The 24,083-nt window shown below is 63.2% G+C and carries 17 protein-coding genes; 12 read left to right on the forward strand and 5 right to left on the reverse strand.

From position 1 onward, the window contains the following. Positions 1–99: 99 nt before the first annotated feature. The 5 genes from tssM to tssH are packed head-to-tail and all read right to left on the reverse strand — an operon-like array spanning position 100 to position 10,076. Positions 100–3,729 (reverse strand): type VI secretion system membrane subunit TssM, encoded by a 3,630-nt coding sequence (tssM, locus tag WS66_RS29490; RefSeq protein ID WP_059604065.1) that lies wholly within the window; start codon positions 3,727–3,729, stop codon positions 100–102. Beyond that, positions 3,726–5,180, reverse strand: coding sequence for a type VI secretion system protein TssA (gene tssA / locus WS66_RS29495; RefSeq protein ID WP_218928996.1), 1,455 nt, complete (start codon positions 5,178–5,180; stop codon positions 3,726–3,728). Before tssA ends, tssM begins: the two co-directional genes overlap by 4 nt. A 5-nt stretch (positions 5,181–5,185) precedes the next feature. Further along, positions 5,186–5,914, reverse strand: a complete 729-nt coding sequence (gene vasI / locus WS66_RS29500) for a type VI secretion system-associated protein VasI (protein ID WP_218928997.1) — start codon at positions 5,912–5,914, stop codon at positions 5,186–5,188. Continuing rightward, positions 5,911–7,497 (reverse strand): sigma-54 interaction domain-containing protein, encoded by a 1,587-nt coding sequence (locus WS66_RS29505; protein WP_059604059.1) that lies wholly within the window; start codon positions 7,495–7,497, stop codon positions 5,911–5,913. The genes vasI and WS66_RS29505 overlap by 4 nt, the downstream gene beginning before the upstream one ends. Further along, positions 7,494–10,076, reverse strand: coding sequence for a type VI secretion system ATPase TssH (gene tssH / locus WS66_RS29510; RefSeq protein WP_059604085.1), 2,583 nt, complete (start codon positions 10,074–10,076; stop codon positions 7,494–7,496). The genes WS66_RS29505 and tssH overlap by 4 nt, the downstream gene beginning before the upstream one ends. 456 nt (positions 10,077–10,532) lie before the next feature. Here tssH and tssB point away from each other — a divergent pair, with 456 nt between their 5' ends. Genes tssB through WS66_RS29570 form a run of 12 tightly spaced genes read left to right on the forward strand, consistent with a single transcriptional unit; the run spans position 10,533 to position 24,033 of the window. Next, entirely contained in the window at positions 10,533–11,039 is a 507-nt protein-coding gene (gene tssB, locus WS66_RS29515; protein ID WP_059604056.1) for a type VI secretion system contractile sheath small subunit, read from the forward strand. Positions 11,040–11,097: 58 nt separating this feature from the next. Beyond that, on the forward strand, positions 11,098–12,573 hold the full coding sequence (gene tssC / locus WS66_RS29520; RefSeq protein ID WP_059604053.1) for a type VI secretion system contractile sheath large subunit: 1,476 nt from the start codon (positions 11,098–11,100) through the stop codon (positions 12,571–12,573). A gap of 14 nt (positions 12,574–12,587) precedes the next feature. After that, positions 12,588–13,016, forward strand: a complete 429-nt coding sequence (tssE, locus tag WS66_RS29525; protein ID WP_059604050.1) for a type VI secretion system baseplate subunit TssE — start codon at positions 12,588–12,590, stop codon at positions 13,014–13,016. A 34-nt stretch (positions 13,017–13,050) separates the two neighbouring features. Then, positions 13,051–14,817 carry a type VI secretion system baseplate subunit TssF gene (tssF, locus tag WS66_RS29530; protein WP_059604047.1) on the forward strand — a complete coding sequence of 589 codons (1,767 nt, stop codon included), beginning with the start codon at positions 13,051–13,053 and terminating at the stop codon, positions 14,815–14,817. Then, positions 14,781–15,803 (forward strand): type VI secretion system baseplate subunit TssG, encoded by a 1,023-nt coding sequence (gene tssG / locus WS66_RS29535; RefSeq protein ID WP_059604042.1) that lies wholly within the window; start codon positions 14,781–14,783, stop codon positions 15,801–15,803. Before tssF ends, tssG begins: the two co-directional genes overlap by 37 nt. Further along, entirely contained in the window at positions 15,800–17,146 is a 1,347-nt protein-coding gene (tagH, locus tag WS66_RS29540; RefSeq protein WP_059604039.1) for a type VI secretion system-associated FHA domain protein TagH, read from the forward strand. The genes tssG and tagH overlap by 4 nt, the downstream gene beginning before the upstream one ends. Continuing rightward, on the forward strand, positions 17,143–18,207 hold the full coding sequence (gene tssJ / locus WS66_RS29545; protein WP_059604036.1) for a type VI secretion system lipoprotein TssJ: 1,065 nt from the start codon (positions 17,143–17,145) through the stop codon (positions 18,205–18,207). Before tagH ends, tssJ begins: the two co-directional genes overlap by 4 nt. Beyond that, positions 18,204–19,547 (forward strand): type VI secretion system baseplate subunit TssK, encoded by a 1,344-nt coding sequence (tssK, locus tag WS66_RS29550; protein ID WP_059604033.1) that lies wholly within the window; start codon positions 18,204–18,206, stop codon positions 19,545–19,547. The genes tssJ and tssK overlap by 4 nt, the downstream gene beginning before the upstream one ends. 1 nt (position 19,548) lies before the next feature. Then, complete coding sequence (gene icmH, locus WS66_RS29555; protein WP_082728984.1) at positions 19,549–20,385, forward strand: type IVB secretion system protein IcmH/DotU; 837 nt, start codon at positions 19,549–19,551, stop codon at positions 20,383–20,385. A 26-nt stretch (positions 20,386–20,411) separates the two neighbouring features. Further along, entirely contained in the window at positions 20,412–20,636 is a 225-nt protein-coding gene (locus WS66_RS29560; protein ID WP_059604032.1) for a hypothetical protein, read from the forward strand. Positions 20,637–20,647: 11 nt separating this feature from the next. Continuing rightward, on the forward strand, positions 20,648–23,599 hold the full coding sequence (locus WS66_RS33845) for a type VI secretion system Vgr family protein (protein WP_082728983.1): 2,952 nt from the start codon (positions 20,648–20,650) through the stop codon (positions 23,597–23,599). Next, on the forward strand, positions 23,596–24,033 hold the full coding sequence (locus tag WS66_RS29570) for a hypothetical protein (protein WP_059604025.1): 438 nt from the start codon (positions 23,596–23,598) through the stop codon (positions 24,031–24,033). Before WS66_RS33845 ends, WS66_RS29570 begins: the two co-directional genes overlap by 4 nt. Positions 24,034–24,083: the final 50 nt, after the last annotated feature.

Genomic DNA, 24,083 nt, shown 5'->3' on the forward strand with positions numbered 1-24,083 from the left:
ATACGCCTGCCAGCTCGACGTCGCATTGGAGGCAGAGGGATACCTGCACACACGGGATAGCGCGATACGCGCGCCACCGGACAACTGTTGGTACGGTCATCACTGCAGCAACGTACCTGGCAGCGCGAAACCATGAAACAAGCGCTGGGTGAACGGGTTGTTGCTCTTGTCGGCAGTGATTCGGTAACGCATGCCGCCATCGCTCGCCGTAAAGCTGAGGTCGACGGTGGTAGCCGTTGCGCCATTGAGTCGTGCCTGACTCAGCAGGCGGAATAGCGACCATGAGCCCTTGTAGACCAGGCTGCTGCTGTTGCCATCACCATTGACCAGCGTCATGCGGCTTTCTGGGCTACCGCCGAGCGTGTTGGGCCAGATGACACCGACGGTCTCGCTGGGCCCGTGATTATAGGTGATGAGTTGTCCTTGAAGATTCAATGTGCTGCTCCGCCGAGTGGGTGCCAGGCCAAGCGGCTCGAGCGTGAAATGCACGGCCATCGCACCGCGGCTGTTGAAGAACGCATCGCGGATCCGGTCGGCTGCCTCCAACTGCTTGGGCACATCGGTGCGCATCAGGTAGCCCCCGCGACGCTCCGAATAGAGCGCTTCCAGGTTGTCATCCAGGAACAGCTTCAGATACTTGTCCTTGAAGTCCTGCAACTTGCCTTGCGGCCCGAAGAACGCTGTGAAATCCTCGACGGAGGCATCGGTGCGACTGTTCGGGTTGAACGGGTAGTAGTTCGCCAGGCGCTGGCTGTAGAAGCTGAAGACCTCGGCATTCCAGCGCTTTTCGAGTTCCCGCAGCGCCTCGATCAGCAGCACGTCGGAGGATTCGTCAGCCAGCTTCTTCACCTGGCGATTGAGGGGCTCAGGCAGGCCCGTAGCCACCCGATGCAGATTGCCGAACGGATCGGTGCCCCGCAGCGCAAAGCGGTCCAGCATCACCGCCAGCGCCGCCTTTCCCCGGTCCGGACTGTCCTGTACCTTCACCAACACATCCTGGACGCTGCCGATAGCCTGCATCGTTTCGTCCAGATAGGAAGGCTTCTCGCCCTTGGCTTCAAGCAACGCCGTCAGCGGCGTGAATGCCTGAGCAATCTTGGCGATATCCTGGGCCTCGCTGTCGGGACCACTCTTTGCCGCGGTGGCAGTGCCTTCGGTCCGCGTCGCGTCAGACGTCGCTTTGGACGTCAGATTGGTGTTGTCGCGCACGGTTTCCAGAAGCCGGCGCAGGGGGGCCGCCGGGCTGTTGACTGCACCGAGTACGTTGGCTGCGGCGCCGATATCGTCGAAATTGGCGACCTCAAGTTGGTTGAGTCCGCGGCGCCAGTTCTCGATGAAGTCACGGCTGTACAGCGCACGAACACGCGCGACAAGCGCCTGCTTGTCGGCTTCCGAATAGTCGACATTCCGCCGTTCTCCCAGCGCCCATTGGTCAATGACGGCCAGCGCGGCGACATCCTGATTGCGCGGCTCGAAGTAGTTCCGATAGCCCTTGGCGGTCAGCAGCGCGTCGATGCGCGTGCCCGGGTTTTCGCCACCCTCGGCTGCCGCGGTTGTGGATTGGTAGACGATGTCATAAGCCGGACCGATCTCATTGCGTAGATCCAGCGGTGTCCGCAGGACGTCGCCTGCCTGGCTGCGCATCGCCATGTAGATGCGCTGCGGCAAAGGAATCTGCCGCAATTGCTGCTGCACATCCGAAATCCGGGCGGCGTACTGCGGGAGCGACACATCGGCGTACTTCAGCGCGTAATCGAGATGGCTCGACAAGGCGCGTTGCACCGGCGCCTCGCCAGGAAATGCTGCCTGCCACGCCTTTCTCATCCAGTCTTCCACGAAGGGGGCGCGGCGGTTGGCCCGATCCTCGATCATGCGATACACCCGAAGGGCGCTGAGTTGGGTATCCGAACCGTCCGCTACGGCGTTCAGTTGCGTCATGACCCCGCCGGCCAATTGCGGCAGGAAGCGTGTCGAAAGCAAGCGCAGATAGGCTTCGTCCACCTTCGGGCCGATTTTGCGTCCTTGGTACAAACCCATGCCGGACACCAGCGGCCACGCTTCCCGGTAGTCGCCGTAGACGGCCACCGCATCGCGAAGCTGGTCCAGCGGCAGCAGCAGATTTCGTCCGGTCGGGTCCTGACCGCCGTCGATCGCATTGCTGGCGAACGTTCGGCTCTTCTCCAGCACACTCGCCACCTTTGCGCGGTTCACGTTGTAGTAGTGAGTCCAGCCGCCGATCACGACCGCGCTGCCCAGCGCCGCGACGCCGAAGCCCACGGCCAGATTCCGTTTCTTGTCGGCCAGCACCTTCAGGTTGTCGCCGGCCAGGCCGGCTTCCGGGTAGATGACCCGCTGGAATACCTGCTGGGCAAAGTACACCATGGAGCGTCCCGCCGGCTGTGCCATGGGTACCAGCGTTCGCACACCGTAGGTCTGCGAGGCATTGTCGACGAAAGCGTTGTGCAGCAACCCCTGTTGGTGAACCGAAGAGAAATACACGCCTCGCGGCAAGGCGGGGGTGCCGTAGCGATCGCTGCCCAGTACGTCGTCGAGGAAATTGAAAAGCACGGTGCGCATGCCGGCTATCTGTCCCACAAAGGAGAACAGCGCTTCGCGTATCGGCAGCGACTTCGCATCGTTCAACACATCGAAGACCTGATTGTTCAGGCCATCGATGAAGTCGCAGTAGCGCTGGCTGAGTTCTGTCTGCCAGGCGTCGTACTGCCGCGCGGAATCCAGCGTGAAGGTGAACCCGAAGATGTCCTCCCGCTCCGCCTTCGGCAGCCTGGCGAAGAATTGCTCGAAACCCTCCAGCAAGTCGAATTTACTGAGGATGACATACAGTGGAGGACGCGTTCCGAGATGTCGGCTCAGTTCCGCCAGACGCGTACGCAACAGGACGGCCAGTGCCTTGCGCTCGCTGGCGCTCTGGCTCAACAGCGAGGGCAGATCGACGATCAACACCACACCGTTGAGTGGTCGCCGCGAGCGGTTCTTGCCCAGCCAGTCGATCAGATGCTGCCAGAGGCGGGCCCGAGTCTCGGGCGGCTCCCCGAGCTGCTCGGGCACCGGCGCTTCTTCAGCGTCGGTCGTCGATGCTGTCGCGGGGGCACTGTCCGAGTGTTCCCCTGCAGGAAACTGGCTGATCAACTCTCCGGGCGGGTCAATCAATACGGCCTGGTCGCCCATCCACCAATCGGTCCGGTAGATCAGGTCGGGGTCGACGAACGTGCCATGACCTCCAGCCTTGATCTCGCCCGTGAGCGAGAAGTTCTGGCCGCTACGGTTGATGAAGCTGGTCTTGCCGGCGTCCTCCTGCCCGAGCACGAGATACCACGGCAACTGATACAGGCCCTGGCGGCCTCGCAGGTGGGCGCGCAGCACCGCCAGGTTGGCGTCCAGGGACTTCTCCTGGGCGCGGATATGGACAAGCACCGGGTCTTCCTTCACGGCGCGGGCTTGCTGACGCTCGGCCTCCAGCCGGCGGTTCCTGGCACGCAGTACCAGGGCCCAGGTCACCACGGGAACCATCAGCAGGGCAAGGGTCAGCCCGACCCGAGCGCCCAGGCTTGCCAGGGGATGCCGATCGCGCCAGGCCCACTGCGGCCCCAGCCACCAGATGGCTATCAACAGGAATAGCAGCCCCAGTACCAGCAGCAGTGGCATGCCGCCCTTGACCCAACGCAGTAGGGGGACGGCATATCGTTTGAGCAACGACCAGTATTTCATTTTTTCTCTCCTTGCGACTGGCTTCGTCCATGTTCGTTTTCCTGATGCGCCGGGACATGTTTGGCGAGGTGTTGGAACAGTTCGGGCTCCCATTGATCCACCGTGACGCCCTTCATCAACCGGCTGGCATTGGCATAGAGTTCTTCAGCCAGCCAATCCAAACCTCGCGACTTCAGCAGGTCAGCCGCAATCACGGTCGCGTGGCAACGATGACGCGGGCCGCTAGACGAGGCCTGGTGCGCCTGCAACCGGCGGAGCACCGGCTCAACGCCCTCGGTGTCCAACCGGCTGGCCAGCTCCTCGCGTAAATCCACGAACTCTTGCGGCGCACCGGCATCGGCAGACCGTGCTTCGGCGCTGCCGATCCAACCCAAGGTGTCGCTGTCGACGAAGGGCCGGCCATCGGCGAAGTGCAGGTCGCTCAAGCCCGGAATGCGCAGCAGGAAGCGTTCGGCTGCGTGACGGATGGCCTCCGCCACAGCCGGCATTTCCAGACGGGCCGCCATGGCCGCCGCAAAGAAGCTGCCTCGCAGCCAATAGGGCGAGCTGGTCACGCTCTTTTCCACGCGCCGCAACAACACCGGGCTGACCGAATTGGTCGAGATCGCCTCGCGATAGCCCTCCTCGGTATCGACCGGCACGCACATCAGTTCCGTGAGCTGGTCGCGCTTCGCGGGCGGTGCCGCGCGCAGGTGCGCCCATAGCGCGAAGCGCCGCAATTGATAGCTGGTCGGGTCGTATATGTCCTGCTCGTTGATGAAATCCGCCATTGCCAACAGCGTTCGGCGCCCCTCGCGTTCATCGCTGGACTTCGGCATTTCGCTCGGCTGGAAGAAGGCGTCGCTCAGCGCGTGCCCACCTTGCTGACCGTCACTCGGCTTGAGAACCACTGGCTCCGGGAACAAGGTGCTCTCGACATGCCGGTGCATCTGCGCTTCCAGCCGGGACAGCATCGATACATCCAACTGCGCCGCCACCGCTTTGGCCTGCAATCGGTCGAATGCCAGTTGTGCCTGATCCTGCAGCCCGGGGGTGTAGGTCTTCTGATCCAGCGTTTCCAGTGCCTGGCTCAGTCGCTCCGCCAGCAAGGTGACCAGCTTGCGTTTGGCCAGCAGGCCACGCGGCCCGGGCTTCGGCTGGCCGCTTTCCCAGTAGCGCTCGACCATGCCGGCCAGCACCGACGTTGCTTCGGTCCAGTGGGGCCAGGTGCGGGGGCGAAGGCGGGCCGTGACCAGATGCCCCGCCACGCGGAAGTGCTTGCACCGGGTGCTCAGGTATTGACGCGAGGCTTCATCGACATAGGACCAGTCGATACTGGCTTCCTGCAGACTGCCGAGCTTGATCATTTCATGCTCGATGCCTTGATACGTTTCGTCTTCCTCATCGAATACACCGGCCGGCTGTTTGGCATCCAGCGGGCCTAGCAATGCGTCCAGATCCAGGTGAGGCAAGTTGATCACCAGTGACAGGCCTCACGCTGTTGTTTCATCAAGCTATGCAGGTTGGTTGCATCGAACAGCAGCCCGGAGAACGGCGCATAGTCGCTCTCGACCTGCAAGCGGCCGCCGGCCTTGACCAGGTATCGCAGTTGTTCGATGGCGACCAGGCCACGCCCCGCGTCCACGACCGTGCCGTCTTCCAGTACCTGCCACGGCACCGAGGCCGAGATGGGTTGCCCGTCCAACAGCAGTCGGATGTTCATCCGGTTGGGCGTGATCGGCTGGCTCTCCAGCAACTGCAGACGCGAGATGTTCGACAGGCAACTGATCGCCAGGATCGGCGGCGCGGTAGCGCCGCCCAACGCCGGGGCGGACATCACCACGCTCCACCGTCCCGGTACAGCCGCCTCTGTGCGCGACAGCCGGAATCCCGTCTCGCCCGCGGCACGTTTCGCCTCGTTGAGGCGGACCAGTTCGACGATCGTTGGCGGTTTCGCCGGTGTCTGGCTGTCGGCCGCTGCTGGAGCCTCGTTCTGTTGCGTGGCCGGAGTCGCTGCGACCGGTGCTGGCGGCGTTCCCGCAAGCGCATCGAAGCAGGCCAGCCGCTCTATCGCGGACACAATGGAGGTACAGGTTTTCATGGCTGCTGGGGTCGCTGAGGACGGACCGGCGGCGGTCCCCTGTTTGCCGGCGTCACATCCGGCCACGAGCGCTGCACAAACCAGTGCGATGCTCAGTGATCTCATGGTGCAGAGTCCTCCTGAAAAATGTTCCAGCGCTGGCATCTACGCGCCAGCGTTCGTTTGGGAATGCCCAAACTCTGTGCGGCGAGCGCACGCGAACCGTTTGCTTGTCGCAGGCGTTCGCTTATCAGGTGGCATTCGAAAGCCGCCAGCGCGCCGGGCAGGTCGTTGGTTTCCCAGAGATCGTGCAGCGGCATCGTCGATGTGGCGGGGAGCGGGGGAGTTCGTGGGGCAGGGGTGCGTAGCTCGCGCAATGCCTGTGGCGCGATGGCCTTGCCGCGTTCGGTGCGCTCGGCTGCCACCAGTACGAGGTTGCGCAGTTCTCGGACATTGCCTGGCAGCGGGTGCATCTGCAGCATGCGCAACGCCTCGGGACTGATGCCGGGGATGTGCCTCTGTCGCTCGCGGTTGTACTGCAGCAGCACGTGCTCGGCGAGAACGGGAATATCCTCCGGACGCTCGCGCAGGGCAGGCACGTGCAGGCATTGCTGGCGGATGCGAAAGTACAGGTCCTCCCGAAAGCTCCCTTCGGCGATGCGTTGAAGCAATGGCTGGTGGGTCGCGCATATCAAGCGGAAATCGGAATAGCGCTCCTGCGTCGCGCCCACAGGGCGGTACCTCTTCTCGTTCAGCACGCGCAGCAGCCGGCCCTGCAGTTCCAGGGGCATGTCGCCAATCTCATCGAGGAACAGTGTGCCGCCGTCGGCCTCCGCCACGAGCCCTGCGCGCGCCTGGCTGGCGCCGGTGAAGGCGCCTCGCTCGCTGCCGAACAGCTCCGCCTCGATCAGATCCTTGGGGATGGCCGCGCAGTTCACCGGCACGAACTTGCCTTGGCGGCTTCCTGCCTGGTGGATGAGCCATGCCGCATGATCTTTGCCTGCGCCAGTTTCGCCGGTGACCAGAATGGCCAGATTCGAATCCGTCATTCCCAGCATGTCGCTGCGCAGTTCGCGGACCGCCGGGCTCACGCCGACGAACTCCGCCGCCAATAGCCTGGCTGCTCGCTCGCGTGTGCGGGTATGCGCCTGCGCACGCACTGCGTCGGCTGAGCGGGCCCGCGCCGCATCCCCCTGGTTCTGCTGAAGTCCGGAGAACAGGCGCTCATGGATTTGCAGCAGTGCCTGCCAAAGCGCTGACTGGCGCAATGCGTGCAGTGTCAAGGGAGCGCCGAGCAGCGCCAAGACCGCGAAGGCATGCTGATTGGTGTCGCGCAACGGCAGGATCCAGGCGCCGTCTCCAGGCATGAAGTGCTCGCGCAACCGCTCGAAAGCGCTGCCCACGCCGACCATATCGGTGATGCGCTCGACCTCGCAGGAGTGGCCACTTACCAGGCTATAGACCAGGGGGTTGTCTAACTCGTCCATATCCAGATCCGGCAGAGCAGACGCGTTTTCCGGCACGCAGGTCAGTGGCCGCAAGCAGTCACTCGTCTGATCCAGGCGATAGCACATTCCCAGGCGCAACAAGCCGCTATCCACAGCCGCTTGCAGGATCACTGTTGCCAGCTCGTCGGGGTGTGCCGCCCAAGTCATGTCGCGCGCGATGCCCGCGACCTCGAGCGGATTCAGTTGCCGCGGTGGCGTCATTCCACGACGGCCTCGAAGGCGCTGCCGCTCCACGACAGCTGGGCACGCCGGAAGGCTGCGCCCTCGGCGAGGCGCTGCAGGACGGACAAGGACAGTGGCGGCAACAACTCGCCGTCGATGCTCGCATCCAGCATGCGTGCACCGTTCTGGTGACGGGTGCAGCGCTTGCGCAGTTCCTCGCTGGCGCTCGCGGACACCGACAAGGTGGCGTTATAGCGCTGGACGAACTGCGTCATCAGCCGTTGCAAGCGGCTTTCCACGATGTCCCCGAGCACGCGATCGTCCAGATAGCGATAGGGCACCACCTGCATTCTCGCCAGCAGTGCCGGCTTGAAGAATTGCGAAAGGCGCTCCCGAAGAGCGGCCTCGTCCTGGTCGGTCAGTTCGTCTTCCGGTTGATCGAATCCCAGGTTCGAGGTCAGGAAGAACAGCACATTCTTGCAGTCGATCAATCGCCCCTCGCCGTCGGCCAGTTCACCTTTGTCGAAGGCCTGATAGAAGATGTTCAGCACGTCTGGGTGGGCCTTTTCGACCTCATCGAGCAGGACCACGGAATACGGCTGTTTGCGGATCGCCTCGGTCAGCACGCCACCCTCGCCATAGCCGACGTATCCCGGCGGCGCGCCGAGCAGGCGTGACACGGTGTGCTTCTCCTGAAACTCGGACATGTTGATCGTCGTCAGGAACTGCTTGCCGCCGAATAGCACATCGGCCAGGGCCAGTGCGGTTTCCGTCTTGCCTACGCCGCTCGGGCCTACCAGCAAGAAGGCGCCGAGCGGCGTGCCAGGCCGCCGGAGGTCTGCCATCGCGGTCAGCAGATGCCGGTGAATGTGCTCGATTGCGGCGTCCTGCCCCTTGACCCGTTGCCGTAGCGTCTTCGGCAAGCCTCGGAGGCGCGTCATCTGATCGCTGCTGATGGTTGTCGCCGGAATGCCGGTCCAGTCAGCGATGACCTGCGCGACCTGCTCACGGCCTACCTCCGCGTGCAGCAGCGCGCCTGGGCGTTGCAGTGCCGCCAGCTCCATCACCTTGGCGGATAGTTGTTCGGAGCGCTCATCATCGTCCGGGGCGTCGTCGGCCGCCAGAGACGACCGCAGCGTCCGGATTTCGTCCACCAACGGCTTCTGGCATGACCATGCGGTTTGCAACGCATCCATCTTGCGCTGAACCTCACGGCGCGCGTTGTCCAGTACCTCGAGCCGTTGCGCGTCAGTGTGCAGGCCGGCACGCTGATCCCGTTGCAGCAGCGTCGACTCCGTGTCGATCTGCAAGAGCTCATGTTCCAGCACCCGCAATTGCCTGGGCGACTCGGCAAGTGCGGTTGCTACCCGCGCGCACGCCGTGTCAAGCACGTCGACGGCCTTGTCGGGCAACTGCCGTCCCGACAAGTAGCGCGCCGAAAGCCCGGCAGCGGCCTGCAACGCGTCGTCGGAGATGTAGACCCCGTGAGCGCGCTCGTAGGTGTTCCGTAGCCCCCGCAGGATGTGGACGGCTGTCTCGGGGCTCGGCTCGTCGAGCTTGACCAGCTGGAAGCGTCGGCTAAGTGCCGCATCCTTCTCGAAGAATTTCTTGTATTCCGACCAGGTGGTGGCCGCGATCGTGCGGAGTTCTCCCCGGGCCAGCGCCGGCTTGAGCAGGTTGGCGCCGTCGCTGCCGCCGGCCGCATTGCCCGCACCGATCAGCGTGTGTGCTTCGTCGATGAACAGGATGATCGGCGTGGCGGCGGTCTTCACTTCGTCGATAACCGCTTTCAGCCGTTTCTCGAACTCGCCCTTGACCGACGCGCCGGCCTGTAGTGCGCCCAGGTCCAATCCCCACAGCGTGACGGAGCGCAGCGGCTCAGGCACGTGCCCCTGGACGATGCGCAGTGCCAGGCCTTCGATGACCGCGCTTTTGCCAACGCCGGCATCGCCCACGACGATGGGGTTGTTCTTGCGGCGGCGCGACAGGATGTCGATCATCAGATCGATTTCTCCATCGCGGCACAGCACCGGGTCCAGGCGTCCCTCACGCGCCTGGGCGGTGAAATCATGGCCGTACCTGGCCAGCGCCGAATCGGTTGCCGCGACGATGGGTGACTGGACACGTTCCGACGCCTGGGGTGTTTCCGCCGAATTCGCGACCAACGACAGGAATTCCTTGCGCCAGGCTTCCCGGTTGACGCAGTCGAACAGACGCACGGCGGACAGCGGCAGATAGCGACCCGGGTTGAGCAATGCGGCCAGGAAGAGGCTGCCGCTACGGATTGCGTCCTGGTTCCATTCCAGCGAACCCAACAGCCATGCCTCCTGCAACAGTTCGACCAGCAACGGCGAGAACGCGGGGTATTGCCCTCCCGTGGATGCCTGGTTCGGGAAGTTGGCTGATAGCGCCTGACGCACGGCGCCCAGATCCAGCCCGGCCTCGCGCAATAGCGATCGGACATCCCCCAACGGCAGGTCCACCAGCTTGAGCAGCACATGCGGCACCGTGACTTCGGCGCCTTGCTGGCTGATGCAGAGGCTCGCGGCCTCTTCCAGGGCTTGTCGAGCGGGGGGATTCAAGCGGTCGAAGACTGCCGAGAGTTCAATTCGGATCATGAAGCACAGCCCATCAAGGATGGTTGGAAACGAGGCGTGCAACGTCAGGACCGAAGTTGCACGCAGATATATCAGCGGTGCGGGGAATGGTTGGCCCATTAAGGAAACACAATATTGCCAATTAGTAAATGAGAAATTTATTTTCTTGTGTGCGGAGAATTATTAATAAATGTCACATTTTTTCTGTCTCGTTATTTGGGGTTAATTTCGTGATTGATCTGATGGAAATTTCGGACAAATCTTATTGACGGTGCAATGGGGGAGGCTTAATTATTCAGGCGGGCCGCGTATGTCTGAATATGTCTGGTAAGCGCTTCTGGGAGCCATGTTTTCTGAGGGGCATGGAATATCTTGGGGCGATTCCCCAAGCAGATCTCGAACCAGGTTGGTCATGCTGCGGTTTACGGCTGAGAGCGAATTTCCAGCATCCTCAAGAGAAAAGGATAAGGAGTATTTATGGCGAAGAGCACGGCATCGGTAGCCCCGAAGGAACGAATCAATATCAAATATGTTCCGGCAACAGGTAATCAGCAGGCGGAGATCGAACTGCCTTTGAATATGCTGGTGATTGGTGATTTCAAGGGGCGCGAAGAAGAGACTGCTATTGAAGACAGGCCGGTGGTGCGTGTGGACAAGGACAACTTCAACGATGTGCTCAGCGAGGCGGGCGTGGCGTTGAAAACTGCCGTTCCCTTGCGCCTCGGAAATGCCAACGCTGACGACACGCTGACCGTCGACCTTCAGTTCAAGCACATCAGGGATTTCAATCCTGATTCAGTCGCCCAGCAGGTGCCCGAGTTGCGCAAGCTCCTGGAACTGCGCGAGGCGCTGGTAGCCCTCAAGGGGCCCATGGGTAACGTGCCCGCGTTCCGCAAGCAGTTGCAGGCCCTGCTCGGGGATGAGGCGGCGCGGAACAAGCTCGCGCAAGAGCTGAGCCAGGCGCTCAAGGGCTCGTCCGACTGATGCGCCTCCTGCGGCACATCACACCTTCCCATATCTCCGCGGCTTCAAGGAAACGAACATGAAAACCGAACGCGCTGTTGCCCAGGCTGAAGCGGCCCAATCCCAGGGGCTGCTCGAACAGATCATGGCGCAGACGCGCATCGAGCCCAATCACGAGGGCTATGCCGTCGCCGAACGCGGCGTTGCTGCGTTTATTGCCGAAATGCTCAAGACGGATGATCGCGAGCAGCCCATCAGCAAGCTGCTGGTGGACGGCATGATTGCCCGGATCGACGAGCAACTCACCGTCCAGATGGACGAGATTCTCCACGATCCGTCGTTCCAGAACCTGGAGTCCCACTGGCGCCAACTCAAGCTTCTGGTCGACAACACCGATACACGCGAGAACATCAGGATCGGCTTCATGCATGTCGGCAAGGCCGAATTGCTGGATGACTTCGAGGGAGCCGGCGATATCACCCGTAGCGGCCTCTACAAGCATGCCTACACGGCGGGTTATGGCCAGTTCGGCGGTGAGCCGGTGGGCTGCATGGTCAGCAGTTACACCTTTGGCCCGTCGGCGCCGGACATCAAGCTGCTTAGCTACGTGGCAGCGGTCGGCGCCATGGCCCACGCGCCGTTCCTGGGTGCTGCCGGTCCCGAGTTCCTGAATGTGGAGAACTTCCAGGAGCTGCCCAACCTGAAGGAAATCAGCGACATCTTCGAAGGCCCTCGTTTCGCCAAATGGCGTAGCCTGCGCGAATCCGAGGATGCGCGCTACCTGGGCCTGACCATGCCGCGCTTCCTGCTGCGCCAGCCGTACGACCCGTTGGACAACCCGACGCGTACCTTTGTCTACCGCGAAGGCGTCGACGGTAGCCACGCCAATTACCTGTGGGGCAACACGTCGTTCCTGCTCGCCAACCGCATCACCGACAGCTTTGCGAAATACCGCTGGTGTCCGAACATCATCGGCCCGCTGTCCGGCGGGGCGGTGGATGATCTGCCAGTCCATCTGTATGAATCCCTCGGCCAGTGGCAGGCCAAGATTCCCACTGAAGTCCTGGTGTCGGACCGCCGCGAATTCGAACTCGCCGAAGCCGGTTTTATCCCTCTGACCATGCGCAAGGACAGCGATAACGCTGCATTCTTCTCCGCTAACTCGGTGCAAAAGCCCAAGCTTTTCCCGAAGACCGAGGAGGGCCAGGCCGCGCAGACGAACTACAAGCTCGGCACGCAACTGCCGTACATGTTTATCGTCAACCGGCTGGCGCACTATCTGAAGGTGCTGCAGCGCGAGCAAATCGGTAGCTGGAAGGAGCGCCAGGACCTTGAACGCGAGCTGAACAACTGGCTCAAGCAATACATCGCTGACCAGGAAAGCCCCTCGGCTGACGTGCGCAGCCGCCGCCCGCTGCGGGCGGCCCGCGTGATCGTGCAGGATGTCGCCGGCGATCCGGGCTGGTATCAGGTGTCGCTCGCGGTGCGTCCGCACTTCAAGTACATGGGTGCCAGCTTCGAACTGTCCCTTGTCGGCAGGCTCGACAAGGAATAACGAGAGCCCAGGCCATGCCGAGAACGCTCGGACAGGGAAGTTTGTTCGAGCGGCTCGATCCCGATCTCGCGCCGCGACGTCTGCGGACGAGCCAGGATCTGGCCGCCGAACGCATCCAGGCTATCAAGCGGCATCTCGAGTGGGTACTCAATGCCCGGCAAGGTTGTTCGTCAAGCAGTCCTGAATTGGGGCTGCCCGATTTCAACGATGTCGCGGTCGGCAGCGCCGATCTGCGGCACCGTTTGGGCGAGCACATCCATGCCGTGGTCAGCGAGTTCGAGCCACGGGTCAAGGTGACCCGCGTTCAGCCACTCACGGATGCCATGCGCCCGATGGATTTGCACTTCCGGCTGCACTGCCTGGTGCCGGTTCGCAACGCACACGAAAGCATCGAGCTCGACCTGGTACTTCAGCATCACAACAGGATCGCGCGGTTCACCTGACCCGCCGCGCGATCCGCAATGGAAAGTCGTTGCCATGACATTACGCCGCAAGTTCCGAGAAGAGCTCGACTACTTACGTCGCTTCGGCCGCGAGTTTTCCCGTGACAATCCGCAACTCTCCCGCTTCCTTGGAGGGGAAGGCGCCGACCCCGATGTCGAGCGCCTGCTCGAAGGATTCAGCTTCCTGACCGCCAAGCTGCGGCTAAAAATCGAAGACGATCTGCCTGAGCTGACTCACTCGATGCTGCAACTGCTGTGGCCGAACTACCTTCGGCCGCTGCCGAGCTCGACCATCGTCTGCTTCGAGCCGGTCGAAACCGCGATCACGCAGCGGCAAACCGTGCCCAAGGGAACCGTTGTGTTGTCCCGCGCGGTGGATGGCGTCCAGTGCCGCTTTCGCACCTGTGCGGATGTTCACCTGTTGCCGCTCAAGATGACCCGGGTGAGCGATGCCCACTCGCGAGAAAAGTCGATCCTGACGGTCGAGTTGTCGTTCCTGACCGATAACCCGCCCAGCCTCATGGACTGCGATCAACTGGATTTCCAGCTCAGCGGCGATGACACCACGGCGCAGACCCTCTATCTCTGGTTGGCCCAGTACCTCGACAAGGTCAGGGTAGACCTTGACGGCAAGGCATTCTCCCTGCCCAACCGACAGGTCGAGTTTCCTGGGTTCGCCCAGGATGAAGCCCTGCTGCCGTATCCGAAAAATGCCTTCGACGGCTACCGGATATTGCAGGAGTACTTCGTTTTTCCCCAGCGCTTTCATTGTTTCCGGTTGAGCGGCTTGGCGCCGTTCTGGCCGTCCACCAGCCAGGAGACCGTCCGGATCGAGTTCCACTTCAGTCGGCCGATGCCACCGGGCATTCGCCTGCGCGATGGCGACCTTGCCCTGTATTGCACCCCCGCGGTCAACCTGTTCGCCCATGACGCCGAGCCGATCAGGATAGACGGCAAGGTCGCGCAACAGCCGGTTTATCCAGCGGGGCAGCGGCCGCTAGCCTACGAGATTTTCAGTATCGACGAAGTCCGGGGCCTGCGCCGCGACGCTGATGGGCGGCGTGGCGATCGGCTGCGTACCTTCCGGCCATTCGAGTCGATGGCGCACGAAGTCGAGCATGCCGAAGGTCGTACCGCGATCTACTACCGAACCCACATAGGCAACGCGCTTGACGGCAGTGGTCTCGACCACGCCGTTTCCTTCGTGCGCGCCGACGAAAGCGAGTATGTGGACCAGACCGAAACGGTTTCGCTGTCGATTACCTGCACCAATCGCGACCTTCCGCTTGCACTGGACGTGGGCGATATCTGCGAAGGATCGGAAAGGGCGCCATCCTACAGTCGTTGTCGCAACATCATGCGTCCGACGCCGTCCTATCGCCCGGTGCTGGACGGCGATCTCCAGTGGAGCCTGATCTCCAACCTGTCGCTGAATTATCTGTCACTGCTCTCGGCCGAACCGCTCAAGGCAGTCCTGCGAGCCTACGACTTCGCCGCGCTGCATGACATCCAGCATGCGCGGGCCAGCAGCAAGCGCCTGGCGGGCATCGGCGAGGCCGAGACCAAGCCGATGGACTGGCTCATGAAGGGTCTGCCCATCCGTGGCTTGAAGACGGTGCTGCACCTGGATCAAGACGCCTTCCTGTGCGAGGGGGACCTCTATCTGTTCGGCAGCGTGCTGAGCCACTTCCTGGCGCTCTACGCCAGCATCAACTCCTTCCATGTGCTGGAAGTCATCAACACCAGCAACAACGAGCACTACCAATGGCCATTGCAGATCGGCAAGCAACCCCTGATCTAGCCGTCGCCGATGCCGTGCTCGCCAGCGCGAAGGCCTACGACTTCTTCCGCTTGCTGGAGCAGTTGCATGCGCTGCACGGTGACGACCTGGAAGCGAGCGATCCGCTCGGGGATGCCCATTGGCGCATCCGCCTGAGCAGTTCGGCGGGACTGGCATTTCCGGCGTCGGACATCAGCTTCGCCGCGCGTATGCCCGACGGCTCGGCCAGCGACTACCAGATACAGGCCAACTTCTTCGGGCTGCACGGCTCTGACTCGCCGCTGCCGGGCTACTACCTGGACCGTCTGGCCTATGAGCATGGGCAGGGTATCGGCATTCGTCCGGCCTTTCTCGACTTCTTTCACCACCGTCTGCTCACGCTGCTGCACCGGGCATGGCGCAAGTACCGCTATCACATCCGCTTCCGCAGCGAAGCCAGCGATGGCTTCTCCCGCTATGTATTTGCCCTCGTCGGCCTGGGCAACGACGACTTGCGCGGCGCGACACCGTTGCCCTGGAGCCGTCTGCTCAGTTTCGCCGGCTCCATCATCAACCGCAGCCGCTCCGCGTCGATGGTCGCGGGCATCGTGGCCGATTGCTTCGCGCTGAAATCCGTGCAGGTGCGCGAGTTCGAGATTCGTTACGTCGACATCCCGTCAGGTCAGCGTTTGTCGCTGGGCAAGCGCAATGGCGAGGTCGGCGGCAGCTTCGTGATCGGCAAGCGGGTGCGCGCCTGCCACAACAAATTCACCGTCGTCATCTCCGATCTCGACCAGGAGCGCTTCCGCCACTTCCTGCCCAGCGGGGAGGACTTCGCACGCCTGCGCAAGCTCATGGAATTCCTGCTGCGTGACCCGATGGCCTTCGACCTGGAACTGCGACTTCGCCCGGCGGAAGTCGAGTCCTTCAATCTGAGCAAGGAGCGCGGCTCGCAGCTTGGCTGGACCACTTTCGTCAACGGTGATGACGCCACTCGAACCCCCGTGCGTATCAAGGTGCGACTATGAACACGCCTACTCCTCCAACAAGCCAGACGTCGGCAGACACGCAGCGCCTCGAACTCATCGTTGCCAATACCCATGCCCTGCGCGCCGGCAGCACTGCACGGCATCGCTTCGGCCACGCGGGCGGCACCATCGGCAGCCGCGGCGCCGACTGGCTGCTCGATGACGGTCAAGGCCAGGTGCAGGCGATTCACTGCGAGATCGCCTGGATCGACAACAGTTACTGCGTGCGCGACCAGAGTGGCGCCACCCGCGTCAACGACGCCGAGACACCGTTGCGGCGCGGCACGGCCGCACGTCTGCGCGACGGCGACATGCTGCATATCGGCGCCTACCAGGTCACCGTCCATCTTCAGACGTCCGAGCCGCATCTGTTCAACAGCCAGCCGCTGCAGCAGCGTTCGGTGGGTGAGTTGCTCAACGAGCCAAGCGCTGGCCTTCACCCGGTGGCCGACGCCGACAGGCTGCTGGACGCGGGGGTGCGCAAGCCCGATTTCAGCGCCTTCGATGACCTCGCGAGGGAGCATCGTCCCGCGGACGAACGCGATCCGCTGGCCGCCCTGGATGCCGAGCAACTGCGGCGTGAGCCGGGATTCGGCGTTGCCCCGCTGGACCCTACGAACTACGGACTCAGTCCGAGCCAGACGCAGGCCAACCACGCCCGTACTCGATTCGAAGCCGTGTCCGGCTCACCCAAGACCTTATCTGGAGAATCCACGATGCCGCAGTCCTACTCGCGAGCCGTCTCGACCGGCGACGCCAATGCCTTGATCCAACCCTTGGTGGAAGGGCTTGGGGCCTCGGTCGGCGTGGTCGATCCTCAGATGGGGCATGCACTGTTGCAGGAGATCGGCAGGACGTTGAGCGCGGTCATTCACGGTATCACTGCCTTGCAGCATGCCCAGGACGGCAAACGGCGCAATCTGGCACCGCTTGCCCGCACGCTCCAGCCCATCGAGGACAACCCCTTGCGCCTGGGGCTGGGCTACCCGGAGACCGTACGCGCATTGTTCTCCAGTGAGCGCAGCGTCGTGCACCTGTCGCCGTCCGCCGCCGTGGAGGAAAGCCTCGCCCAGGTTCAGCGGCACCAGGCCGCGCTGATCGAGGCCATCGAGGCCAGCCTCCAGGCCCTGTTGCGTGCCTTCTCGCCGGAGCAACTGCAGCAGCGTTTCCAGCGCTATCGGCCGGCCCAGGTCCAGCCATCCGAGGGAGCGGACTGGAGCTGGCAGATGTACACCCACTACTACAACGAGCTGGCATCCTCTCGCCAGCAAGGTTTCGAGAAACTGTTCTGGGAAGTCTTTGAACAGGCCTACGACCGAGCGCTGCGCCAGGAGCCGCGATGAAGCGGCTCGTCTGCGCGCTGATGCCACTGCTGATGCTCACGGGATGCAGCACCGTCGGCAATGTTTTCAAGAAGACGGGGCAGGTGCTGATGGACCCATCCATCCAGGTGGGCGTCGATGACGACCAGCCGACCCAGATCGGCCTCAGCCTGTACGCCGACCACGACGTCAATCCCAATGGGCAGCATCAGGTGCCCGGGTTCGATGCGACCGATGCGCAGGATGCGGAAGACGGCCCCTACGCGGTGCGTTTCGTCAGCGCCAACAAGCCCGAGCTCCTCGAAAACCTGCAACTGTTGCTCGAGCAGCTGCGCACCGGCGCCGATGCTTCCGCCTTTGTCGCGAGGCCCGCGGCCGGTGTCGGCGCGCCGTCCGCGCATCCGCGAGCCGGGCAGTCGAGCGAGCAGGTGATCGTGCCTCCGTTACCGAATACGGGGATCGTCGGTCCGCAGGGCCTCGAACTGGGGCAGTACGACGCCAATGGTCGCCGTCACAGCTTTGCGCCGTCGACCGCCCGGTCGGGGTTGGCCAAGCCCCCCGGAACCCCCATCGCCTTCAAGGTCGTGCAACTCAGGGACGACTCCGTGCTGCTCAATGCAGACCCTGATCAACTGCGCAAAGACCTGAAGAAGACCCTGGGCAGCACCTACCTGGCCGCCGACGACTACCTGTTGTTGCCTGGACAGTTCAAATTCGTGCCCTTCGGCGAGGTCCGCGACGGCACGCGCTTCATCGCCGCAATTGCGGACTTCCACGATGGGAACGCGGTGGCCTGGAAGCAGGTCATGCCGATCGAGCCCAAGGGCCGCAAATATTCCTTGCTGGTCAAGTTGAGCGAAACGCGCGTGAGCCTGACGCGCGAGGGGCGACCCGCGCTACCCGCCACCCCCGTACCGGCTGCCTGCCCCGTGCCTGCCGCACCCATCGAGAAAACCGTCAGGCGGCGGCCTTCGAAGTTGCCGGCAGCGGCGGCTGTCCCGCCGCTGCCGGCGGAGCCGTTGCCTGCGCCTCCGGCCCTGCAGGCCGCTTCCAACCCATCCCGAATCCAGGTAACGCCATGACCTCACGCAACGCCGTTCTCTGGGGAGAAGGACTATTCGTCCAACCCCAGCACTTCCAGCAGCAGGCGCGAGCCGCCGAGTACCACGCCAACCAACGCTTGAACAGTGTCAGCGACCATCTCTACGGCTTCAGCGAGCTGGAGCTCAACCATGAGTACCTCGCCTTCGGCAAGGTGGCCATCGTGCGGGCGCGTGGCGTGATGCCCGACGGTACCGTCATCGACATTCCCGGCGAGCAGCCGGCGCCAGAGCCCCTGGCGATCACCGACGCCAGCGTGGCCAATCAGACGGTCTACCTTACGTTGCCGCTCAAGCAGGACAGCGGCCTCGAAGTCCGCTGGCCCGATACGTATGCCAACACGCGCTACGTGGCCCGCACAGAGGCGGTGCGCGACACGCACAGCCTCGAAGGCGACCACCAGCCGGTGGACCTCGTTGTCCCCAACCTTCAGTTCGCTTTGGAGCAGCAGGACCGAAGCGCCTTCACCGGCATCGCCATGTGCCGCATTCTCGACCGCCGCCCGGACGGTAGCCTGGTGCTGGACGACAACGGGTTCTACCCCACTAGCCTGTCCGTGAACGCCATCGCGCCGCTGCATCGCTTCGTCGGCGAGGTGGCCGGGCTGATGCGCGAGCGCGCCAAGAACATCGCGGAACGCATCGGCTCCGCAGGGCAGTCGGGCGTGGCCGACATCACGGACTTCAACCTGCTGCAAGTCATCAACCGCCTGCAGCCCTGGTTCGGCTACCTGTCGCGCAAGCGGCATGTCCATCCCGAGGATCTCTATGTGGCCTTCATCCAGGCCTGCGGTGAACTGGTCACCTTCACCGACGAGGGCCGTCTGCCACAGGAGTACCCGACCTATCAGCACGACGATCCGCGTGCGTCTTTCCGCATCCTCATGGATACCTTGCGACGGACGCTGAGCACCGTGCTCCAGCCCCGCGCGGTGTCGCTGCCGATTATCGAGCAGCGCTACGGTTCGCTGACTGCGGAGGTGCGTGATCGCACGCTGATCGAAGGTGCGGAATTCGTGCTCGCCGTGCGTGCGCGGATGTCCGCGGACGACCTGCGTCAGTTGTTCGTCCAGCAAGCCAAGGTCACCTCCATGGAGCGCCTCGGCGAACTGGTCAGTCTGCAACTGCCCGGCATCCCGCTCAAGCAGTTGCACGTGGCGCCTCGCTATCTGCCGTATCACGCCGGTTTCATCTATTTCGAACTCGATCGTACGCATCCGGCGTGGCAGGTCATGACGCAACAGACATCCGGCTTCGGCTTCCACGTCGCCGGCGACTTCCCTGAACTGGAAATGCAGTTCTGGGCCATCCGGAGCCAATGACATGACCACGACCGTTCCCCTCGACGACCCGCGCACGCTGCGTTCGTGCCCGGCTCCCGGCCATGCCGCCGCGGACGAGCTCAGCAAGACTGTCGGCTACCAGCGAATCGAACAGCTCAACGGCGACCCGGACCTGAGTTTCCAGTTGCGCGGCCATGGCTGGAATCCTCTGGTGGACGGCGCGCAGCCGCTGCTGGGCCTGGTGATTCGCCTGCGCCGGCTGGAACGCTGCGACGACATCGGCAAGCTCTATCAAACCGTGCGTGACCAGATCAGCGCGCTGGACGAGGAAATCCGCCAGCACAGCTATGACAGCGCCACTCAACTGGCTTTCCGTTATGCGTTGTGCGCCTTCATCGACGAGGCCGTCATGGCCACCCCTTGGGGCGGCTCCGATTCGGTATGGGCCAAGCGCTCGCTGCTCAGCCACTTCCATAACGAAACCTGGGGCGGCGAGAAATTTTTCACCGTGCTCACCCGCATGCTCGTGGAGCCTGCCAAGTACCGCGACGTACTGGAGTTCAAGTACCTCTGCCTGTGTCTCGGTTTCACCGGAAAGTACGGTATGCGTAACAACCGCGATGAGTCGCTCAACAACATCATCGACCGATTGCACCACGTGTTGCGCGGTTTGCGTGGCGACGTCCCGGAAAAGCTCACCGATGGCGGCCGGAATATCGCCACACGCCGCTACCGGCTCGGTGGGCAACTGCCGTGGTGGACACCCTGGGCCTGCGCGCTGGTGCTGCTGTCCGGCGCGTATGCCTACTTCAGCGTTCAGTTGGACAGCAGCACCGGGCAGGTGCTGCGCGCGCTGGACGCCACTCTCAAGCGCTAGTTCCAGGCACCCCAAGGAGGATCGCCATGGTCAGGACGTGGAACCGTTACGGCGGTATCAAGACGGATGACGTCGATATCGAAACGCACCTCGCGGCTGGCGTCATGGCGGCCCACGGGTTCTGGATGGCGCGCTACGCCGAGCGCGAGCAATGGCTGCGCGTGCAGGTCCGCCACTGTCTGACTGACTTTCTACCGGAAGATCGAACGCCGCTCGCTGCGGTCCATTCCGGTGACTTTTCTACCGATTGAGGAGCACACCCATGCCTCGACAATCCGATATGCGCTTCACCTTCAAGGCGGGGGGCCTCGAGTTCGATGTGGTTTCGTTCGAGCTGGAGGAAGGACTGAGCCAGCCGTTCATGCTGTCGGCCGACCTGACCAGCACCGATCCGTCGATCGACTTCTCGGCCGTCCTCGATCAGCCCGGGCAGCTCACCATCTGGCGCGCCGACCAGCCCGTGCGCTACGTCCACGGCCTGGTCAGTGATTTCGAACAAGGGGAAACCGGCTTTCGCCGCACCCGCTACCGTGCCGTGGTTGAGCCCAAACTTGCGCGCACCGGCCTGTGCGCGGACTGGCGCATCTTCCAACGGCAGAGCGTGCCGGACATTCTGTCTGCAGTGCTCAAGGAACACGAGATCACCGACTACGAACAGTTGGTGACCGAGACGCATCTGCCGCGTGAATACTGCGTACAGGCAGGTGACAGCGACTTGCATTTCCTTGCCCGGCTGGCTGCGGAAGAGGGCTTTTATTACGCCTTTTCCTTTGCCGATGCCAGCCACCACCTGGTGCATGGAGACAATCTCTACATCTTCGGCTCCATCGACGGCGGCCCGGTCGAATACAACGCCACGCCAGGCGGCGATCAGCCCACGCCGGCGCTGCGCCGCTTCCGCTACAGCGAGCGCGTGCGCACTGCGCGGCAAACCCAGCGCGACTACACCTTCAAGCACCCGGCCTATAACCAGGAGCATCAACACGACGGCGCGCAGCTCGACCATCAGGGCAAGGACTACGAGGTCTACCATTTCCCCGGCCGCTACAAGGAAGACGCGGCGGGGCAGCCCTTCACCCGGACCCGCCTGCTCGGGCTGCGCGGCGACGCCCGTACCGCAGAAGTGGAAGGCGACGACGCGCGCCTGGTGCCCGGCCTGGCCTTCGACCTCACCGGTCATCCGCGCGCCGACCTCAACCGCGGCTGGCGGCCCCTGCGCATCAAGCATCGCGGCGTGCAGCACACCAGCCAGGCCGAGGAAAGCGCAGACGCGGAACTGGGCACTCACTACAGCTATACCGCCGAGCTGATTCCCGATGATGTGGAATGGCGTCCTCAGCCGATAGCCAAACCGCGCATCGACGGCCCGCAGGTCGCCATCGTCGTCGGCCCGCCTGGCGAGGAAATCCACTGCGACGAGTGGGGCCGGGTCAAGGTCCAGTTCACCTGGGACCGGCAGGGCAAGTCCGACGAGCACAGCTCGTGCTGGATCCGCGTTTCGCAGAACTGGGCCGGTGCCACCTGGGGACACATGGCCATCCCGCGTATCGGCCAGGAAGTGCTGGTGGGCAATATCGACGGCGATTGCGACCAGCCTCTGATTATCGGCAGGACCTACATGGCGCTGCAGTTGCCGCCGTACGAGCTGCCGCGGCACAACATCCTCAGCACGATCAAAAGCAAGGAGCACAAGGCCGGCCGCAACAATGAACTGCTGTTCGACGACACGAATGGCGAGATCAGCGCCACACTGCGCAGCGACCAGGGGGCCAGCGCCCTCAACCTGGGCTACCTGGTCCATCCGCGTCCGGGCGGCGGCAAAGCGCGCGGCAAGGGCTTCGAGCTGCGCACCGACGAGCACGGCGCCGTGCGCGCCGGCGCCGGCCTGCTGTTGACCACCGAGCCGCGCCCGCACGCCAGCGAGCACCACAAGGACCTCAAGGAGACCGCCGCCCGTCTGGACGTGGCTGGCGAGCAGCAGGAGGGCTTCGGCACCCAGGCACGCGAAGTACAGGCGCAGGAAACGGGCGACCAGGATGCGGTCGCCAAGGCCCTGCAAAAGCAGCACGAGGGCATCCTCGGCAGTGGTCCAGGCGACCCGGCCAGCAACAACTTTCCCGAGTTCGCGCAGCCGTACGTCGTCGTCGCCAGCCCGGTGGGTATTGTGACCAGCACGCCTGGCTCGACCCATATCGCCAGCGGCGAACACATTGCGATAAGCAGTACGGAACATATCAGCCTGACCAGCGGCAAGCGGCTGCTCGCCAGCGCCAGCCGTGGCATGCGCTTGTTTGTACAGAGCCTGGGCTATCGCCTGGTGGCCGCGGCGGGGGACATCGATATCCGCGCACTGAAAGACAGCATCAACCTGCTGGCCAAGCTCAACATCACCCACACCGCTGACCGCATCACGCTGAACGCCAAGACGGAGCTGGTCATCAACGGCGGTGGCAGCGCAACCGTCTACAACGCGGGTGGGATTACCCACCAGACCAGCGGCCGTTATACCGGCCACGCGGCCCAGTTCAGCTACACGGGCCCGAAAAATCGCGCGGCCAGCTTCCCGGCGCCGCCCAAGCCCAGCGAGGGCAATCTGGAACTGTTCAATCGATACATCAGCCGTTTTGCCAATGGTGTCGGCATCAGCGAGGGGACCTACGAAGTGGAGGACGCCACGGGCAAGGTTTTCAAGGGATCTCTCGACAAGGCCGGGCACAACGTGGTCGCAGGTGCAGTGCCTGGACCCGCTCGCGTGCGGTTTGGCGCGGATCCCGCCAACACCATGTCGGTGGCCAACTATTTCGGTACGGCAGCCTGGCCTGAGGCTGAGGTTGCGGGAAGCTCGCAACGGTCGATTGCCTTGGCAGGAGGGGTGATTGCAGCCAAGGGCGCCGCAGAGCCGATCTCTGCCACTGGCCTCATGGGCAGCGTGGGCACAGGCGTGGCTAGCCTTATGGTTGCTGGCGCGAAACTCGCAGGCACGCTGACGTCCGCGCCTGGCCTGGGTCAGATTACGCCTGTTCTGGGCCAGCTCGCAGGGGCCAGGAACATGTTGTTGAGCGCCGCAGGCAGCAAGATCCAGGACTGGGTGCTGCCGCTTGCGGAAGCGGATCGCTGGCTGACTGGTGCGGGTGCCACCCCAGCCTACGTCAAAACCACGACGAAGGCGAGCGACCCGATGGCGATGATGCGCACGCCGGGAATCCGCGCATGAAGCGGCCGAGTCTTTTCACGTTCTGGGCCGCGATGGATCTGCTCTACCTTGCGCGCTACCTCTGGCTGAACGTAGTGGAAGGGAAGATTCCGTTCGTTGCGGACATCCTTCGTCTCCAGAACCTGGAGCAGCCCACATGGTATGCCCCTCTGACAACTAGCTTGTCACTGGGGCTGACCTGCTTCATCGCGGTGACGGCTTATCTGTTTCTCACCAACAGCTGGGCAGCACGGCCGATGGCTTATGTCCAGATTCCGTTTCGTCTGCTGCTGGCCGTGCCGTCGCTGTCATTCATTCCCTGGCTGCTGAACCTGTTCGGTTCACACAGCCTGGTGCTGAACATCGCACTCCTGATCGCCTCAGAAAGCGTGAAGGTGTTGACCCTCTATCGCAGCGGCCGCCTCGGCGGCCGTGCGAATCAACTGCCATCTTGAGAGAGCCCCATGCCGCGCCACCTCACTGTCTTCCTATGCCACGTGGCACT

Source organism: Burkholderia sp. LA-2-3-30-S1-D2 (assembly GCF_001523915.2).
In the GTDB taxonomy this organism is placed as follows: Bacteria; Pseudomonadota; Gammaproteobacteria; order Burkholderiales; family Burkholderiaceae; genus Burkholderia; species Burkholderia diffusa.

Excerpts from the sequence above, each read along its gene's own strand:
- tssM (WP_059604065.1), bottom strand. The coding sequence starts at position 3,729 with ATGAAATACTGGTCGTTGCTCAAACGATATGCCGTCCCCCTACTGCGT.
- vasI (WP_218928997.1), bottom strand. The coding sequence starts at position 5,914 with ATGAGATCACTGAGCATCGCACTGGTTTGTGCAGCGCTCGTGGCCGGA.
- WS66_RS29505 (WP_059604059.1), bottom strand. The coding sequence starts at position 7,497 with ATGACGCCACCGCGGCAACTGAATCCGCTCGAGGTCGCGGGCATCGCG.
- tssH (WP_059604085.1), bottom strand. The coding sequence starts at position 10,076 with ATGATCCGAATTGAACTCTCGGCAGTCTTCGACCGCTTGAATCCCCCC.
- tssB (WP_059604056.1), top strand. The coding sequence starts at position 10,533 with ATGGCGAAGAGCACGGCATCGGTAGCCCCGAAGGAACGAATCAATATC.
- tssC (WP_059604053.1), top strand. The coding sequence starts at position 11,098 with ATGAAAACCGAACGCGCTGTTGCCCAGGCTGAAGCGGCCCAATCCCAG.
- tssE (WP_059604050.1), top strand. The coding sequence starts at position 12,588 with ATGCCGAGAACGCTCGGACAGGGAAGTTTGTTCGAGCGGCTCGATCCC.
- tssF (WP_059604047.1), top strand. The coding sequence starts at position 13,051 with ATGACATTACGCCGCAAGTTCCGAGAAGAGCTCGACTACTTACGTCGC.
- tssG (WP_059604042.1), top strand. The coding sequence starts at position 14,781 with ATGGCCATTGCAGATCGGCAAGCAACCCCTGATCTAGCCGTCGCCGAT.
- tagH (WP_059604039.1), top strand. The coding sequence starts at position 15,800 with ATGAACACGCCTACTCCTCCAACAAGCCAGACGTCGGCAGACACGCAG.
- tssJ (WP_059604036.1), top strand. The coding sequence starts at position 17,143 with ATGAAGCGGCTCGTCTGCGCGCTGATGCCACTGCTGATGCTCACGGGA.
- tssK (WP_059604033.1), top strand. The coding sequence starts at position 18,204 with ATGACCTCACGCAACGCCGTTCTCTGGGGAGAAGGACTATTCGTCCAA.
- icmH (WP_082728984.1), top strand. The coding sequence starts at position 19,549 with ATGACCACGACCGTTCCCCTCGACGACCCGCGCACGCTGCGTTCGTGC.
- WS66_RS29560 (WP_059604032.1), top strand. The coding sequence starts at position 20,412 with ATGGTCAGGACGTGGAACCGTTACGGCGGTATCAAGACGGATGACGTC.
- WS66_RS33845 (WP_082728983.1), top strand. The coding sequence starts at position 20,648 with ATGCCTCGACAATCCGATATGCGCTTCACCTTCAAGGCGGGGGGCCTC.
- WS66_RS29570 (WP_059604025.1), top strand. The coding sequence starts at position 23,596 with ATGAAGCGGCCGAGTCTTTTCACGTTCTGGGCCGCGATGGATCTGCTC.